The 14,699-nt window shown below is 63.1% G+C and carries 11 protein-coding genes and 1 tRNA gene; 5 read left to right on the plus strand and 7 right to left on the minus strand.

All coding sequences use genetic code 11. From position 1 onward, the window contains the following. Positions 1-65: 65 nt before the first annotated feature. Both H7X45_RS00895 and H7X45_RS00900 read left to right on the plus strand, forming a co-directional pair. Entirely contained in the window at positions 66-3,611 is a 3,546-nt protein-coding gene (locus H7X45_RS00895) for a PAS domain S-box protein (RefSeq protein WP_187335710.1), read from the plus strand. Between the two features lie 168 nt (positions 3,612-3,779). After that, positions 3,780-4,715 (plus strand): GGDEF domain-containing protein, encoded by a 936-nt coding sequence (locus H7X45_RS00900; RefSeq protein ID WP_187335711.1) that lies wholly within the window; start codon positions 3,780-3,782, stop codon positions 4,713-4,715. A gap of 19 nt (positions 4,716-4,734) precedes the next feature. Here H7X45_RS00900 and H7X45_RS00905 read toward each other — a convergent pair whose 3' ends face one another. Both H7X45_RS00905 and H7X45_RS00910 read right to left on the minus strand, forming a co-directional pair. Then, complete coding sequence (locus tag H7X45_RS00905) at positions 4,735-5,358, minus strand: retropepsin-like aspartic protease family protein (RefSeq protein ID WP_187335712.1); 624 nt, start codon at positions 5,356-5,358, stop codon at positions 4,735-4,737. Between the two features lie 145 nt (positions 5,359-5,503). Then, positions 5,504-5,580, minus strand: a tRNA-Arg gene (locus H7X45_RS00910). Positions 5,581-5,638: 58 nt separating this feature from the next. Between H7X45_RS00910 and H7X45_RS00915 the strand changes: the two genes are divergently transcribed. Together H7X45_RS00915 and H7X45_RS00920 are read left to right on the plus strand one after the other, a co-directional pair. Further along, positions 5,639-6,394, plus strand: coding sequence for a queuosine precursor transporter (locus H7X45_RS00915; protein WP_187335713.1), 756 nt, complete (start codon positions 5,639-5,641; stop codon positions 6,392-6,394). Between the two features lie 92 nt (positions 6,395-6,486). After that, positions 6,487-6,927: a hypothetical protein gene (locus tag H7X45_RS00920; RefSeq protein WP_187335714.1), complete on the plus strand. Its 441-nt coding sequence runs from the start codon at positions 6,487-6,489 to the stop codon at positions 6,925-6,927. 23 nt (positions 6,928-6,950) lie between these two features. Here H7X45_RS00920 and H7X45_RS00925 read toward each other — a convergent pair whose 3' ends face one another. The 5 genes from H7X45_RS00925 to purC form a co-directional block, all read right to left on the minus strand. Beyond that, on the minus strand, positions 6,951-7,667 hold the full coding sequence (locus H7X45_RS00925; protein ID WP_187335715.1) for a Crp/Fnr family transcriptional regulator: 717 nt from the start codon (positions 7,665-7,667) through the stop codon (positions 6,951-6,953). Next, a complete protein-coding gene (purQ, locus tag H7X45_RS00930; RefSeq protein ID WP_187335716.1) occupies positions 7,643-8,308 on the minus strand; it encodes a phosphoribosylformylglycinamidine synthase subunit PurQ in 666 nt (221 codons plus the stop codon). Before purQ ends, H7X45_RS00925 begins: the two co-directional genes overlap by 25 nt. Beyond that, positions 8,305-8,550, minus strand: coding sequence for a phosphoribosylformylglycinamidine synthase subunit PurS (purS, locus tag H7X45_RS00935; protein WP_187335717.1), 246 nt, complete (start codon positions 8,548-8,550; stop codon positions 8,305-8,307). Before purS ends, purQ begins: the two co-directional genes overlap by 4 nt. Positions 8,551-8,810: 260 nt before the next feature. Beyond that, positions 8,811-11,750 carry a M16 family metallopeptidase gene (locus H7X45_RS00940; RefSeq protein WP_187335718.1) on the minus strand — a complete coding sequence of 980 codons (2,940 nt, stop codon included), beginning with the start codon at positions 11,748-11,750 and terminating at the stop codon, positions 8,811-8,813. A gap of 142 nt (positions 11,751-11,892) precedes the next feature. Beyond that, positions 11,893-12,672 (minus strand): phosphoribosylaminoimidazolesuccinocarboxamide synthase, encoded by a 780-nt coding sequence (gene purC / locus H7X45_RS00945; RefSeq protein ID WP_187335719.1) that lies wholly within the window; start codon positions 12,670-12,672, stop codon positions 11,893-11,895. A gap of 219 nt (positions 12,673-12,891) precedes the next feature. Between purC and H7X45_RS00950 the strand changes: the two genes are divergently transcribed. Next, positions 12,892-14,682 carry an autotransporter outer membrane beta-barrel domain-containing protein gene (locus tag H7X45_RS00950; RefSeq protein ID WP_187335720.1) on the plus strand — a complete coding sequence of 597 codons (1,791 nt, stop codon included), beginning with the start codon at positions 12,892-12,894 and terminating at the stop codon, positions 14,680-14,682. Positions 14,683-14,699: the final 17 nt, after the last annotated feature.

Here is a 14,699-nt window from a genome sequence, read left to right on the forward strand (position 1 = left end):
GCCGCCGCCGCCACTCCAGACAACGTTACCGATTGATTAACCATTTTTTGGCATGGGTGGCGACCATGAACCGCTCTGTCCCGTCTCTGCGCGGCGGCCACGGCCGCTTCACCTTCATTCTGTCGCTCGCGGCGCTGGTGCTGGTTTATGCCGTTGTCGGTTATCAGGGCATCCAGCTGACCTATCTGGATGGCCGCATCGCCGCCGTGTGGCTGCCCAATGCGATCCTGCTGGCGCTGATGCTGCGGGTGAGTCAGGCGCAGGCCGCATTTTATCTGCTGGCCGGTTTCCTCACCAACATTGCGATCAATCTGGCCGTGGGCGACTTGCCGATTACCGCGCTGGCGCTGGCATTGGGCAATGTGGCGGAGGTGATCGTCGCCGGGGCGCTGATGCAGCGCCTGTGTGGCAGCAGGCCCGATATCGGGGTCGCCAGAAATCTCAATACCATGTTGCTGGTGGCTGCCGCGGTCCCGGCTCTTTCCTGCGTTCTGCCGGGCGTAGCGATGGCAGGAGCCGGCGCGGGATTTTCGGTTTCCAGCGCGTTCAAATGGTATAGCGCCCACGCGCTGGCGATGGCGACGTTGGCGCCCACGGTTATGATCTTCATCGATAGCTGGCGCGCGCGTCGCCGTCCGCTCCCCGGTGAAGTTCGAAAGTGGATCTGGCTTGTCCTGGGCACATTGCTGTCCACTGCCGCGATCTTCGGCCAGTCGCGCTATCCCTTCCTGTTTCTGGCAGCGCCGATCGTGCTGGTGGCTGCGTTTCGAACAGGCATGCTGGGCACGGCGGTCTCGATCCTTATCGTTTCGATCGTGGCGACAGCGGCAACGCTGCTCGGCAGCGGACCGGTCACGCTGGTGAAGGACGATCTGGCCTATGAATTCGCAACCCTCCAACTTTTCCTGGCAACCTGCTTCGTAATCGGACTGCCGGTGGCGAGTGTCCTGCGCGGCCGGGCGGTGATCGCGCAACAGCTCACCGAAAGCCGGGATTTGTTCGATCAGGTGCTGGAGAATGTGGGTGAGGTGGTGTTCAAGACCGATGCCCAAGGCCGCTGGGTTTTTCTCAACAGCGCTTGGGAAGAAATGACCGGATATTCGGTTAAGGAAAGCCTCGGCTGGAAAACCTCAGCCCTGTTGGTCGATGAGGATAAGGAGGCGGCCAAGCCAATCTACACCAAGATTTATACCGGAGAGATCGAGCACATCACCCTTCCGCAGCGCTTTTGCGACCGGAGTGGGGAGATGCATCATATCGAGCTGGTCGTGCGCCGCCAGGTTGACGGTCATGGCGCGTTTGCGGGAACGATCGGCAGTATTCGCGATGTCACCGCGCGGGTGCTTCAGGAGCGTGCCCTTCAGCAAAGCGAGAGCCGCTTCGAGGAACTCGCCAAGATTGCGCCTGTCGGTATCTTCCGCACCGACGCGGACGGTCAGTGCAACTATGTGAACGAGGCCTGGAAAGAAATTACCGGTCTGGAAGACGGCCAGTGGGAGGGCGAGGGCTGGGCGAACGCCATTCATCCGGATGATGTCGAACGGGTCTTCGCCGACTGGGGTACCGCGGTGGCCGAGGAAAGGGATTATGAAGGCGACTTCCGTTGGGTACATTCAGACGGCAGCGTCGCCTGGACCACGGCGCTCGGGCGCCCTGACCGTGCCGTCGATGGCGAGGTGGAAGGCTTTATCGGCGTGTGCATCGACTTCACGGAGCGCAGGCAGGCAGAAGCGGAACTCAAACAGCGCGAGCAGGAGCTGAAAACGCTCGCCGACAACGCGACGGACGCGGTAATGCGCCTCACGCTCGGCGGCATCTGCACTTATGCTTCCCCGTCCAGCGGCGATCTGCTGGGCTTGCCGAGGCACTATCTCATCGGCCAGAATATGTTGACGGGCTTTCATCCGGACGATCATGACGCGGTAATATCCGCGTTTCATGACCTTGCTGCCGGTAACAAGGATGATCTGATCCTGGCCTATCGGGCGCGCAGCCTTCGCGACGAGGACCGATGGATATGGGTGGAGGCAAATTGCGGTCTCGTTCGCGATTCCGAAACGAACGCGCCCAGCGAAATCGTGGTTTCGATCCGCGATATCAGCCACACCAAGTCTCTGGAAGCGGACCTTCGCGAAGCCCGCGCGCGGGCTGAGCAGGCGGCGCGCGCAAAAAGCGAATTCCTTGCCAATATGAGCCATGAAATTCGTACCCCTATGAACGGGGTGATCGGATTTACCGAGTTGGTGCTTGCCGGAGAGCTGAACGACCAGCAGCGCAGCAATATCGAACTGATCGCCGAATCGGGGCGCGCGATGATGCGGTTGCTCAACGATATTCTGGACATGGCGAAGATCGAGGCAGGTCAGATGACGGTTGTCGAAGAATCGCTGAAGATCCGGCACAAGCTGAAATCGGTCACCGGGTTGATGGAAGGCATTGCCACCTCGAAGGGCGTGAAACTCGTGACGGAAATCGATCCCGATGTGCCGGAATGGGTGCTGGGCGATAAGCTGCGGCTCCGGCAGATTATCTTCAATCTCGTCGGCAATGCCGTAAAATTTACCGACGAGGGAGAGGTGCGTCTCCACGCGTCCGTCTGTCAGGGTCTAGGCGGAAAGCTGTTGCAGATATCGGTGCAGGACAGCGGCATCGGCATCGAATCCGACCGGCTGGGACAGATATTCGATCAGTTTGCCCAGGCCGATTCCGGTATCGCGCGGAAGTTCGGTGGAACGGGGCTTGGCCTTGCAATCAGCAACCAGCTTGCACGCATGATGGGCGGGCGGATTGCCGTCCGGAGCAAGATCGGGGAAGGCTCCACCTTCATGCTGGAAATTCCGTTGCTCAAGGCCGAAGCGCCGCAGGAGATCGGCACCGGTGCGGCTTCGGATTCGCCCAGCGCCCCGGTCCCGGTCCATATCGGCCGCGTGCTCGTGGCCGAGGATCACGACATCAACCAGGAACTGGTGCGCCAGATGGCGCAGAGCCTGGGCATCGACATCGTCATTGCCGAAGACGGGCAGGAAGCGGTCGAGAAGGTGGAGGCGGCTGCGGCGGCCGGTGAACCCTTCGCCATGATCATGATGGACATGCAAATGCCGCGTTTGGACGGCATTTCGGCCACGAAGCTACTGCGTAAAAAGGGTTATGACGCGAAGCAGCTGCCGATCGTCGCGCTCACCGCCAACGCTTTTGCGGAAGATATCGAAAACTGCCGGCGTGCGGGCATGCAGGGGCACCTCGCCAAACCGCTGCATCCGCGCGATTTTCTTGCCTCGGTGCGCCGCTGGGGTGCGGGCGCGGTGCCCTCCGCAACTCCACCAAAGCCGGCCAAGTCGCCGCGACCATCGCTCAAGGATCGCTATGCCGAACGCAAGGCGCAGGCGCTCGAGATGTTCTCCAAGGCGCTGCGCGAAAACCGGTTCGAAGACGCCGGGATCGAAGATCTTGCCGGTGAGCTCCACAAGATTGCCGGTACGGCCGGATTTTTCGGCGAGGACGATCTGGGCAACCGCGCGCGCGAAATCGAGCTTGCACTGAAAGAAGGGGCGGCCGAGGGTCGCGCAGCGCTCATGGAGGAAGCCGTCACCTTGCTGCGGCAAGCTGCGTAACACTCCGGATCTTCGGCCGTTGTGAAAGTGCAATGATTTTCTAACCTGTTTATGTTAGCAGGATTGCGAAAACGAGGGGGAATTGAGACTTTGGCCGGGTTGGCATTCTTTCAACCGAAGCGAAATCGTGCTGCTGAGGAAAAACCTCGGCCCGGCGGCGGCTTTGCGGTGCTGAAGTTCCTCACCGATCATGGACTGAGCGACTCCCCGGAAAATTACGCGACGATCCACGAATATCTTGCCGCCCCCGACAAGCTGTTGGCCAAGGCCGTCGATGCGTTGTTGATGAGCGGGGTGCAATTGACCGACGCTGGCATTCTTGAGCTTCGCGCGTCGCTCGAACCGGCGGATGGAAATAGTGCCGATGGGGGCCAGCATGAGCGCCTAGAGCTGCGGCAACAGGCGCGTCACTTGGCCGAACTGACGGCGCGCGCGGCCAGTGCCAACGAACAGTTCGGCAAAGGCCTCACCTCCGATCTGGGCGGTCTGTACCAAGCGCCTGAACCGCTGATCAGCCAGGTGCGCGACATGATCGACCGTACGGAGGCGACCGAGAGACAGCTCGCCTCCGCGCTCGCCCAAATTCAAGCGCTGCGTCAGGAAGTTGAGGCGGAGCGCGGCAATGCCGGGCGCGATGCGCTCACGGGACTGCTGAATCGCCGCGGGATCGAGGCTCAGCTCGCAGCCGCTGAGGCGGGCGATACGATTGTGATGATCGATCTCGATCACTTCAAGCAACTGAATGATGGCCACGGCCATGCGGTCGGCGACAGGATCCTGAAAGTCGTTGCGTCATCGCTCAGCGATTGTCTGGAATCTCATGAAATCGCGCGTTGGGGCGGCGAGGAATTTCTCGCACTGCTTTCTGGCACAGGTTCCAAAGCTGCCAAGGCGCTGATCGAAGAAGCGGCCGAGGCCTTGAGGGAGCGCCACTTCCGATCGCGCGACAGCGGTAAACGGATTGGGAAGGTAACTTTTTCCGCAGGCCTAGCCGTTATCGGAAAGGGCGGCGTGGAAGACGCGATCGCGCGCGCTGACGCGGCGCTCTATGAAGCGAAGGATGCGGGCCGCGACCAGATTGTGGTGGCCAAGGTCAGCAAATAAGACCGTTCGGCTGCGTCGCTCAGCTCGCTATTGTATCGACAGGTGCCGGCGGCTCCATGATCAGCGTCCGCCCTTCCACGCGCCAGCTTTTGAGCTGCGACAAAAAGTTCATGCCCAGAATATCGACGCCGAGCGAGGGCGAGACCACCACCTTCAGATCGCGCGCCTCGATGCCGCCCAGCTCCAGTTGCCGGATAGTGCCGGTTTCGGCCTGAACGGTTCCGTTGGCGGTGCGGATCATCGTCGGCAGCAGATTTCCGCCGCGCTCCACTCCGGCCGCTGCCGCGGTTTCGCCGCTAAGCGCCGTAACCGTCGCGCCGCTGTCGATCAGCATCCGCCGCTCGACGCCGTCGATCACCGCATCGGCCCAGAAATGCCCATCCGACGCCATCCGGATGCGCACCTCGTCTCCGGTCACTTCCTGCCGGTCCAGCCCCAGCGTCTGAGTCACGCGCGATAGCGCAGGATCATAGGGTGCCTGCTGCAACACAATGAAAACAGCCAAGGCCAGCAGCCCCAGTGAAAAAAGCGCGCGAAACGCCCGTCCGACGAACGGAAGGCGAAACAGCAGCATCAGCACCAGCGCGATGCCCAGCGCGTAGAGCGCCAATTGCTGCCATTGAGGATCCGCCGCGATGTTCATCGCCGCAAGATAGGAACGCCGCCCGCCTGCTGCCAGCTATCCGGCCGTGGATCATTCGCTTGCGGACACGTGTTAAAGCGTTGCGACGTTTGCGGTGCAGCTTTGTACTCAAGTAATGACCCGACGGCGCGACCGTACCGCGATGTGGCGCGCCCTGCAGGATTCGAACCTGCGGCCTCAAGATTAGAAGTCTCGTGCTCTATCCAACTGAGCTAAGGGCGCGTTGCGGGCACGAACTATCCGCTTTGCGCGCGGTTTGAAAGAGCGGTAAGCGGGGCGCATGGACGGGCAGGGCAACAAAAGCGGGGCGGAGGCCGCGCCGCGGCGCATGGCGGCAGGCGAGCTGGGGGCGCGGCCTCTGCGTTATTTCGATTTCGTGATGGCCGCCTTCGTCACCATCCTCCTGCTCTCCAACGTGATCGGCGCGGCGAAGCCCACCTATGTCACGCTGTTCGGCGAGCAGTGGGTGTATGGCGCGGGCATCCTGTTCTTCCCTATCGGCTATGTGATCGGCGACGTGCTGACCGAGGTGTACGGCTATGCCCGCGCGCGGCGCGTGATCTGGGCAGGCTTTGCCGCGGTGCTGTTCATGGCGTTCATGAGCTGGGTCGTCGTGGCCCTGCCGCCCGCGGACGGATGGGACGGGCAGGCGGCCTATGAACAGGTGTTCGGGCAGGTGCCGCGCATCGTGTTCGCCTCCATCGCGGCATTCTGGGCGGGCGAGTTCGTGAACAGTTTCGTTATGGCCAAGATGAAGCTGCTGACGGACGGGCGCTGGCTGTGGACGCGCACCATCGGCTCCACCGTTGCGGGGCAGGGGATGGACAGCCTGATCTTCTATCCGCTCGCCTTTCTGGGCGTGTGGGAGACGGCGCAGGTGGTGACAGTTATGATCACCAACTGGCTGTTGAAGGTGAGCTGGGAGGCGGCGCTGACGCCCGTTACCTACGCCGTGGTCGGATTTCTGAAGCGGCGCGAGGGGCTCGACCTCTATGACGAGGGCACGAATTTCACGCCGTTCCGCGCGCGGCTGTAGCCCGCTATTTTTTCCGCGCCATTTGACGCCTGTCAAAGCGTCTCGCCGCGCGGCGCGGCACAACGTCTCCATCACCCGGAAGGAGACCGACCATGAGCGTCCACAAACCCATTTCCGTCCTCGCCGACGAAGGCGTAAAGGTTGCGCGGGCCGTACCCGCGAAAGCAGTGCCGCAGCGCGCCGAGCGTGCCTGGGAATTGCCGCCCGCTTTGCATTGGGCGTTCGCGGGCAGCTTCGGCGTCTATCTGCTGATCATGGGTTCGGCGGCGGCCGATCCGAAGCTGATGGTGCCCTTCGCCGTGTTTTTCGTCACGATCGGCATGTTCTTCGCCGTGCCCGCGGTGATCGGCCGCACGATGCCCCGGCAGGAAGGGCGCTTCCAGAGCTGGGCGCAGTTCAAGCGCGAGAAGCTGGCGACCTATAGCGGCGATCTGTCGGGCAAAGCCGTGATCGTCCAGATGATGACACTGCCTGTGGTGATCCTTGGCTGGGCGCTGTTCATCAAATGCTACTGGGCGTTTCTCGGCCAGTAAAGGGCGTCGGGCCGCTGATCAATTCAACCCAGCAGGGCCGCCGGATCGAGTATCTTGATCCGGCGGTTTCCGTCACGCGCGATCAGCCCGTCTGCTTCCAGTGCGCCGAACTGGCGGCTCAGCGTCTCGATCGTGGTGCCGAGCAGTGCGGCGAGATCGGCGCGGTCGAGCTCCAGATCGATCATCGGCTGCTCTGTGACGCCTGGCGTGCACTGGCCGCGCAGCGACAGCGCCAGGAATCCGCGCAGCCGGTCCTTCATGGATCGGCGGCCGATCAGTTCCACCAGCGCGCGGCTTTCCTCCAGCGCGTCCATGGTGCGGGATAGAATCTGCTGCATCAGTTGCGGACGGTCCGCCAGCACGCGCTCGAAATCACGGCGGGGGAAGATGCAGAGCTTGGCCTCGGTCAGCGCCGTGGCGGTGGTGTCGGTCTGGGTGGAGAAAAGGCGCCCGAGAAAGCCGGAGGGGTGGATGATCCCGAACAGGCGTTCGGTACCGTCCTCGTCCAGCCGGGAGAGCTTCAGGCTACCGGAGATCAGCGTGGCGCAGGCGATGGCATCGTCGCCTGCATCGAACAATCGCTCGCCCGCGGCCAAAATGCGGTGGCGCCCGATGCCGGACAGAGCGAGCTTTTCCTGCGGGCTGAGCACCGCACACACCGCGCTGTCGCCCACCGGGCAATCGGCGCAGGCCAGCCGCCCGGCCGGATCGGGGTTCAGGCCAGCGTGCGAACCAGACATGCAAACATCGCGCGCCCATCGGTGCCGCCATGGACGGGATCGATCGCGCGTTCCGGGTGCGGCATCATGCCCAGCACATTGCCGCCCTCGTTAAGGATCCCGGCGATGGAGCGGGACGATCCGTTGACATTGTCGGTGTAGCGGAACGCCACCCGGCCTTCGCCTTCCAACCGATCGAGCGTCTCATCATCGGCGAAATAATTGCCGTCATGATGGGCGACGGGAATGGTGATCGTCGTGCCCGCATCATAGCCGCGGGTGAACACGCTGTCCGCATTTTCGACCTTGAGCAGCGCATCGCGGCAGACGAAATCGATGCCGCTGTTGCGCATCAAGGCGCCGGGCAAGAGGCCCGCTTCGGTGAGGATCTGGAAACCATTGCACACGCCCAGCACCGGCACGCCGCGTCCTGCCGCCGCGACCACCGCCTGCATGACGGGCGAGCGCGCGGCCATCGCGCCGGAACGCAGATAGTCGCCATAGGAAAAGCCACCGGGAACCGCGACCAGGTCCAGACCGTCCGGCAGGTCGCTTTCCGCGTGCCAGACATGAGAGACATCGGCGCCGCACACGTCGCGGATCGCCACGAGCATGTCCCGGTCGCAATTGGAGCCGGGAAACTGGACGACGGCAGCCTTCACGCCTTGGCACCCTCGACATGTTCGATCCGGTAATTTTCGATCACCGTATTGGCGAGCAGCTTGCGGCACATCGCGTCGATATCCTCATCGCTGGTGCCGTCCGCCAGGTCGAGCTCGATCATCCGGCCCGCGCGGACATCTTCCACGCCGTCGAAACCGAGGCCGGCAAGTGCATGATGGATGGCCTTGCCCTGCGGATCCAGCACGCCGGGCTTCAGGGTGACGAACACGCGTGCTTTCATGGGGGCAGGCCTTTTGCGGATAAGGGGACTCGGCGCTTCCCTACAGAGGGCGGGGGATGCGTGGCAAGGGGCGCGTTTGCTCCATGCCGATCACGCTTGCGCGTGCTCTAGTGGCAATGGTGTCTGCCGACAGATGGCCGGAAGTAAGCCACCAAGAGCGTACGTCATTGCGAGCCGAAGGCGAAGCAATCCAGAGCAGGCGCAGCACCATATCTGCCCTGGATTGCCGCGTCGCTTCGCTCCTCGCAATGACGAGCTTTCTATTGCGTGCCCGCCGCCCCGCCGTCCGCGCCCAGCTTGGAGCTGACGATGCGGATCGGCAGCATTTTATTCGGCGTCAAATAGGTTTGCGCGAACTGCTGGATTTCCGCGGGCGTCACTGCCTTCACCTGGTCCAGCTGCTCGCGCACCCGCTCCAGACGATCCGCACGGCTCTGCGCTTCGGAGGCAACGCCGAGCCAGAAGCCGTTTTCGCGGCGCGACTTTTCGATGCTCTCGATCACCGGCGCACGGGCGCGCAGCAGCAGATCGTCGTCGATCGGCTCGGCGCGCAGTTTTGCCAGCACTTCGCCGATCGCGGTCTGCGCTTCGTCCAACCGGTCCGGCGAGAGCGTGGCGGCCACGCTGAACGTGCCGAAGTCCTTGTACACGTCCGACATGCTGGAGCTAACCTGCGCCCCGTAGGTGGCACCCAACTCCTCGCGCAGCTTGTCGCGCATCAGGATATCGATGGCGCGGGCGGCGACGCTGCCGACGATCTCCCGCTTGTAATCGCTGTCGTCAGTCGTCTTCCAGAAATCGAGCAGCATGGCCTGATCCGCCGGGCCTTCATGCGTCAGCGTGCGCGGGGAAAGATCCTGCGCGAAGCTGGCCTGCCGCGCGGCGCTGTAATCGGGGGCCTTCAGCTCACGCTTGGGCAGCGCGCCGAAGCTCTGCGCGACCGCGGCGATCGCCTTATCCTCATCGACATCGCCGACGATGGCGATCTCGATCGGTGCGGAGCTGGCGAGCGGCTCGATCACCTGCTTTGCTTCGGCGAGATTGCGCTGGAGCAGCACGTCCTGATCCGGAATGCCGAAGCGCGCATCGTTGTTCGCGACGATTTTCGGCACCACCAGCCCGGCAATACCCTGCGGCTGGGAGCGGACCTGCCCCATGAACACGGGCACGATATTGGTCCACTGCGTATCGCCCTCGGGCCGATATCCGGCATCCAGCAGGAAGGCGGCGGACAGCTTCATCTGCAGATCGAGATCGGCGGGCGTAGTCGATCCGCTGGAAACCAGCGCATCGTCGGCGACCTGAAGACCCATGCCGACATTTTTACCCGCGAGGATTTCCTGAAGATCCGGCTGGCTGTGCGCCTCCAGACCGGCGGCGGGCCAGATCGAGGAGACAAAGGTGCCGAGCCCGGCCTCGTCTGCCGGAAAGGCGAGCTGGCCGCCCGCCACGCGCACGCTGTAGCGCACCCGGTTCTGTTCGAAATCGGTCTTTTTAAAGTTCAGGAGCACATTGTTGGCAAAGCGCACCTGGCGGATGCCAAGGTCTTCGATCAGCGTGTCGGACACCACCTTTCCGGGCGTGCCCCAATCGTCATAGGCGAAGGCGGCTGCGGCCTTGTCGTCGGGCGGGGTAAGCTCGGCACGCTGGGCAGACTGATAGACATCCAGCACCGCCTGTTCACTTTGCGTCAGCGGCTTTTTGCTGGTCACCCGGACGAGGTCGGCGCTGCCGTCCCACAGCGCGTTGAAGCGGGCATTCACCGCTTCCAGCGTCAGCTGCGGCCTCACCTGCTCGAAAAGTTGCAGGCGATAAGCGGGTGTGGTGACGAAGCTGTCGTCATCCAGCGTGGAGAGAATGGCGTTGGCAAGGGCCGGGCTGCGGCGCGTATCGGCCTGCTGCGCCGCGGTCTTGAAGTTCGTTTCCATATTGGCGAGCTGCACGTCGAGCTCCGCCTGGGTGAAGCCATATTGCTCGGCACGGCGCACTTCCTGCTCTGCGGTGGTGAGCGCGCTTGCCCACTCACCGTCCTTCGCAGTGAGCGCGACCGAGGTGCCGAGCGCCGCGTCACGAAGATCGTTGGTGCTCATGCCGCCGCCCACGATGACGCTGTCGGGCTGCGAAGCAATGCGCTCGATCCGGCGGTTGAACGCGCCGATGGCGAGCGCGTCGATGAGAGATTTGGTGCGCTCGGCCTGCGTATCCGCAGGGCTTTCCCAAGGGCGGAAATTGCTGATCGAGGCGGAATAGGGAACGTCCGGGTCGGTGAACACCTCGACTTCGGTCGCACGGTTCAGATCGACCGATCCGAAGTTTAGCGGCGCGCCCGCGGGGCCTTCACCTTGCCAGTCGCCGAACCGTTCGCGGATTTCCGCTTCCATCGCCTGCACGTCGAAATCGCCGACTACGACCAGCGTGGTGTTTTCGGGGCGATAATAGCGCTGCCACAGCGCTTTCAGCCGCGATGCTGGCGCGTTCTCCAGCACATCGGTGGTCCCGATCGGCAGACGGCTGGCATAGGGCGCGTCGGGCGCGATGAAAGCCAGCTGATCCTTCACATTGCGCAGTCCCACGCTGTCGCGCGCGCGCATTTCGCCCATGATGACGCCGCGCTCACGGTCCACCGCGCCCGGATCGAAGGTGAGATTGCCCGCCACTTCGCGCATCAGCATCATGGCGATGTCCACGGTTTTCTCGTCGGTCTTGGGCAGATCGAGCTTGTAGACGGTCTGTTCGAACCCGGTCGACGCGTTGGTGTCCGCACCGAAAGCCAGGCCGTTACGCTCCAGAATGGAGACCATCTCGCCCTCGGGCACATTTTTCGATCCGTTGAACGCCATATGCTCGATGAAGTGCGCAAGGCCCTGCTCCTCATCGGTCTCGGCGATCGAGCCGAAGTCGATCGCCATGCGGATCGAGGCGCTGTCCTTGGGCGTGTCGTTCTGCTGAATGGCGTATTTCATGCCGTTGGGCAGCACGCCGAAGGTGATCGACGGATCGGGCGTCACATCGGTCAGCGGCACGCCCCAACCGGTCGCGCCGTCCTGGCCTACGAATACCTTGTCCTCGGCGCCCGGCTGCTGCTGCGTGGTGGGGGCGGCGGGCTCTGCGGTCTGGGCCGCGATCGGCTGCGCGGCAAGCAGGGCGAGCGGCAGCAGCGCACCTGAACGAAGAAGGCGCGATTTTACGGTGGATGTCATGGTGATACTAAGCCTTTTGCCGAAACAAGGTCATTCGGCGCCGGGCTATAGTATCACTTCGTCCACCTCAAGCTGAACGGCGGCGGAGCATCGACGAACGGCAGGGGGCGTTCGATCAAAGCGGATAAAGAACTATGCCGGTTCAGTGGCGCGTCTTGTTGCGGTGTTTTTCCATGTCGAGCACGGTGTTGCCGTTTTCTTCTGGTAGCAGGCCCAGGCGGCGAGCGACTTCCTGATAGGCTTCCACTTCGCCGCCAAGGTCCCGGCGGAAGCGGTCCTTGTCCAGCTTTTCGCCGCTTTCCATGTCCCACAGACGGCAGCCGTCCGGGCTGATTTCGTCGGCCAGGATGATACGGCTGAAATCGCCGTCCCACAGCCGCCCGAACTCCAGCTTGAAGTCGACGAGCTTGATGCCGATGCCCGCGAACATGCCGCTCATGAAATCGTTGATGCGGATGGCGAGGCCGGAGATATCGCGCATTTCCTCATCGCTCGCCCAGTTGAAGCAGGCGATATGTTCTTCCGCCACCAGCGGATCGCCCAGCGCATCGTCCTTGTAGCAATATTCCAGCAGCGTGTGTGGCAAGGGCGTGCCTTCCTCGATACCGAGGCGCTTGGACAGCGAACCGGCGGCGACATTGCGCACGATCACCTCGATCGGCACGATCTCCACCTGACGCACCAGCTGCTCGCGCATATTGAGGCGGCGGATGAAGTGCGTCGGGATGCCGATATTGCCCAGCTGCGTCATCACATGCTCGGACACGCGGTTGTTGATCACGCCCTTGCCGTTGATCGTGCCCTTTTTCTGGGCGTTGAAGGCTGTCGCGTCATCCTTGAAATACTGGATGATCGTGCCGGGCTCGGGGCCCTCGTACAGGATCTTGGCCTTGCCTTCGTAAATCTTGCGGCGGCGGGACATGGGCGGCTCCGACGGTGAAACAGATAAGCCCCGAATCCGCATCGGACCGGGGCGATGGGCAAGGTCATAGCGCCGTTCCCCGATGCAGGCAATTCACCATCGGCGCTTGCACCTTTCCCGGCTTGTGGGAACGCAATTGCAGGAATACCGTTCGTTCGGTCAACAAGATGGAAGCAGGGCAGAAGACCCTGACTTTCGCGTACCCTCGAGAGGATCATCATGAACATTACGAAGCCCTTTTTGCTGGCGGCCACCGCCTTTACCGCGGTGACGGCAGCTGCTCCGTCATACGCCCAGAGCGCCGGTGACACGGCGGATGTCAGGGACGGCGATACCGCCGCCAGCCGCGTCATCGTGTTTGGCGACAGCCTGTCGGACGGTGGCTTCTTCGCCGCTCTCGGCGCGGCCGCGCCCGGCGGCGGCAGCTTCACCACCAATCCTGATCCGGTGGCGCCGGAGGTGTTTTCCAGCCAGCTCGGTCTGACGCTCGATCCGGTCTACGGCAAGAACGGCACCAATTACGCCGTGGGCGGCGCGCGCGTGACTGCGCCTAATGGGTTCGCACCGTCGATCACGACGCAGATCGACCGCTATCTGGCCTCCGGCAGCTTTCGGCCGGGCGACGTCGTCTACATTCAGGGCGGCGGCAATGACTATTTCGCGTTTCTGGCGGGCGGCGGCGCCAATCCCGCGATCCTGACGAACGCTGCGGACGCGCTGGCGGCGCAAGTCGCGCGGCTGGAGCAGGCAGGCGCGCCCACCATCATCACCATGTCGGTTCAGTCCGGCGGCGCCGCGCCGCTGCAGGCCTATAATGCGCGCTACAAGGCGCAGCTCGCCGCGCAGGGCAGCAACGTCCTCTATTTCGATACCGACAAGCTGTTCAACGAACTGGTCGTCGATGCAGCCTCCTTCGGCATCACCAATGTGACGGGACAGGCCTGTACCACCGCCAGCTCGCTCAACTGCACGCGCAACACGCTGGTCAGTCCAAACGCGAACAACACCTATATTCTGGCCGACTCCGTCCATCCTGCGGGCATTTCGCAGCGGGTGCAGGGGCAGGCGATCGCCAGCCTCTACAAGGCGCCGGAGCAGATCGGCATCCTCGCGCTGTCCCAGCAGGCCACCTTGCGCCGTCACCGCGCCGCGTTCGAGAATGAACAGCGCAACGGCCTGGGCCAGGACGGGATCGCGCTGTTCGGGGGCATCGGTTACGGCTATTTCGATCGCGACAGCTCGCGCACCCGCATCGGCGGCAGCGAGCAGTCGGTCACCGGCACGCTGGGCGTGGACATCGGCATGGGCGAACGGCTCGGCCTCGGCATCGTCGGCGGCTATTCGGACGGCGACGGGCAGTTCGACGCCGGACAGGGCAGTTTCGACAGCGAAACCTGGATGATCAGCGGCTATGGCCGTGCGGCCATCGGTCCGGCCAAGCTGATCGCGGATGTCACTTATGGTCAGGGCAATCTCGATACGGTGCGCAGCGTGCGCCTCGGCCCGGCTTTGCGCCAGCATTCCGGCTCCACCGATAGCGATCTGTTTTCCGCCAGCGGCGCGCTGCGTATCGATCTGGTGAACGGTCCGCTGCTGAACTTCGGGCCGGAAGCGGGCGTGTCTTACGAAAAGATCGATATCGACGGGTTCAGCGAGGGCGATACGCTCAGCACACAGGCCAGTTTCGGTTCGCAGGAGCTGGAGAGCCTGACCGGTCGCTTCGGTCTCGTCGCATCGGGCAGCATGATCGGCGGCACGGGCTTCTTCGTGCGCGGCTCCTATGTGCACGAATTCGATGACGATCCGCGCAGCTTTTCGATCACCCCGGCAGGCGCTCCGGTCAGCTGGTCCGGCGACCTGGGCCGTCTGCCTCGCGATTATGCCTCGGTGGGCATGGGCGTAAACGGACGGATCGGTCCGGTCGGCGTGCGTGCGCAGGCTGGCGGCGAATTCGGCCGGGGCGATCTGGATGCGGTGAACGCGTCCGCCGGGCTCTATCTGCCCTTCTGACGCCGCCCTTCGGCAAA

Origin of the sequence: Novosphingopyxis iocasae, assembly GCF_014334095.1 — a bacterium.
GTDB lineage: Bacteria > Pseudomonadota > Alphaproteobacteria > Sphingomonadales > Sphingomonadaceae > Novosphingopyxis > Novosphingopyxis iocasae.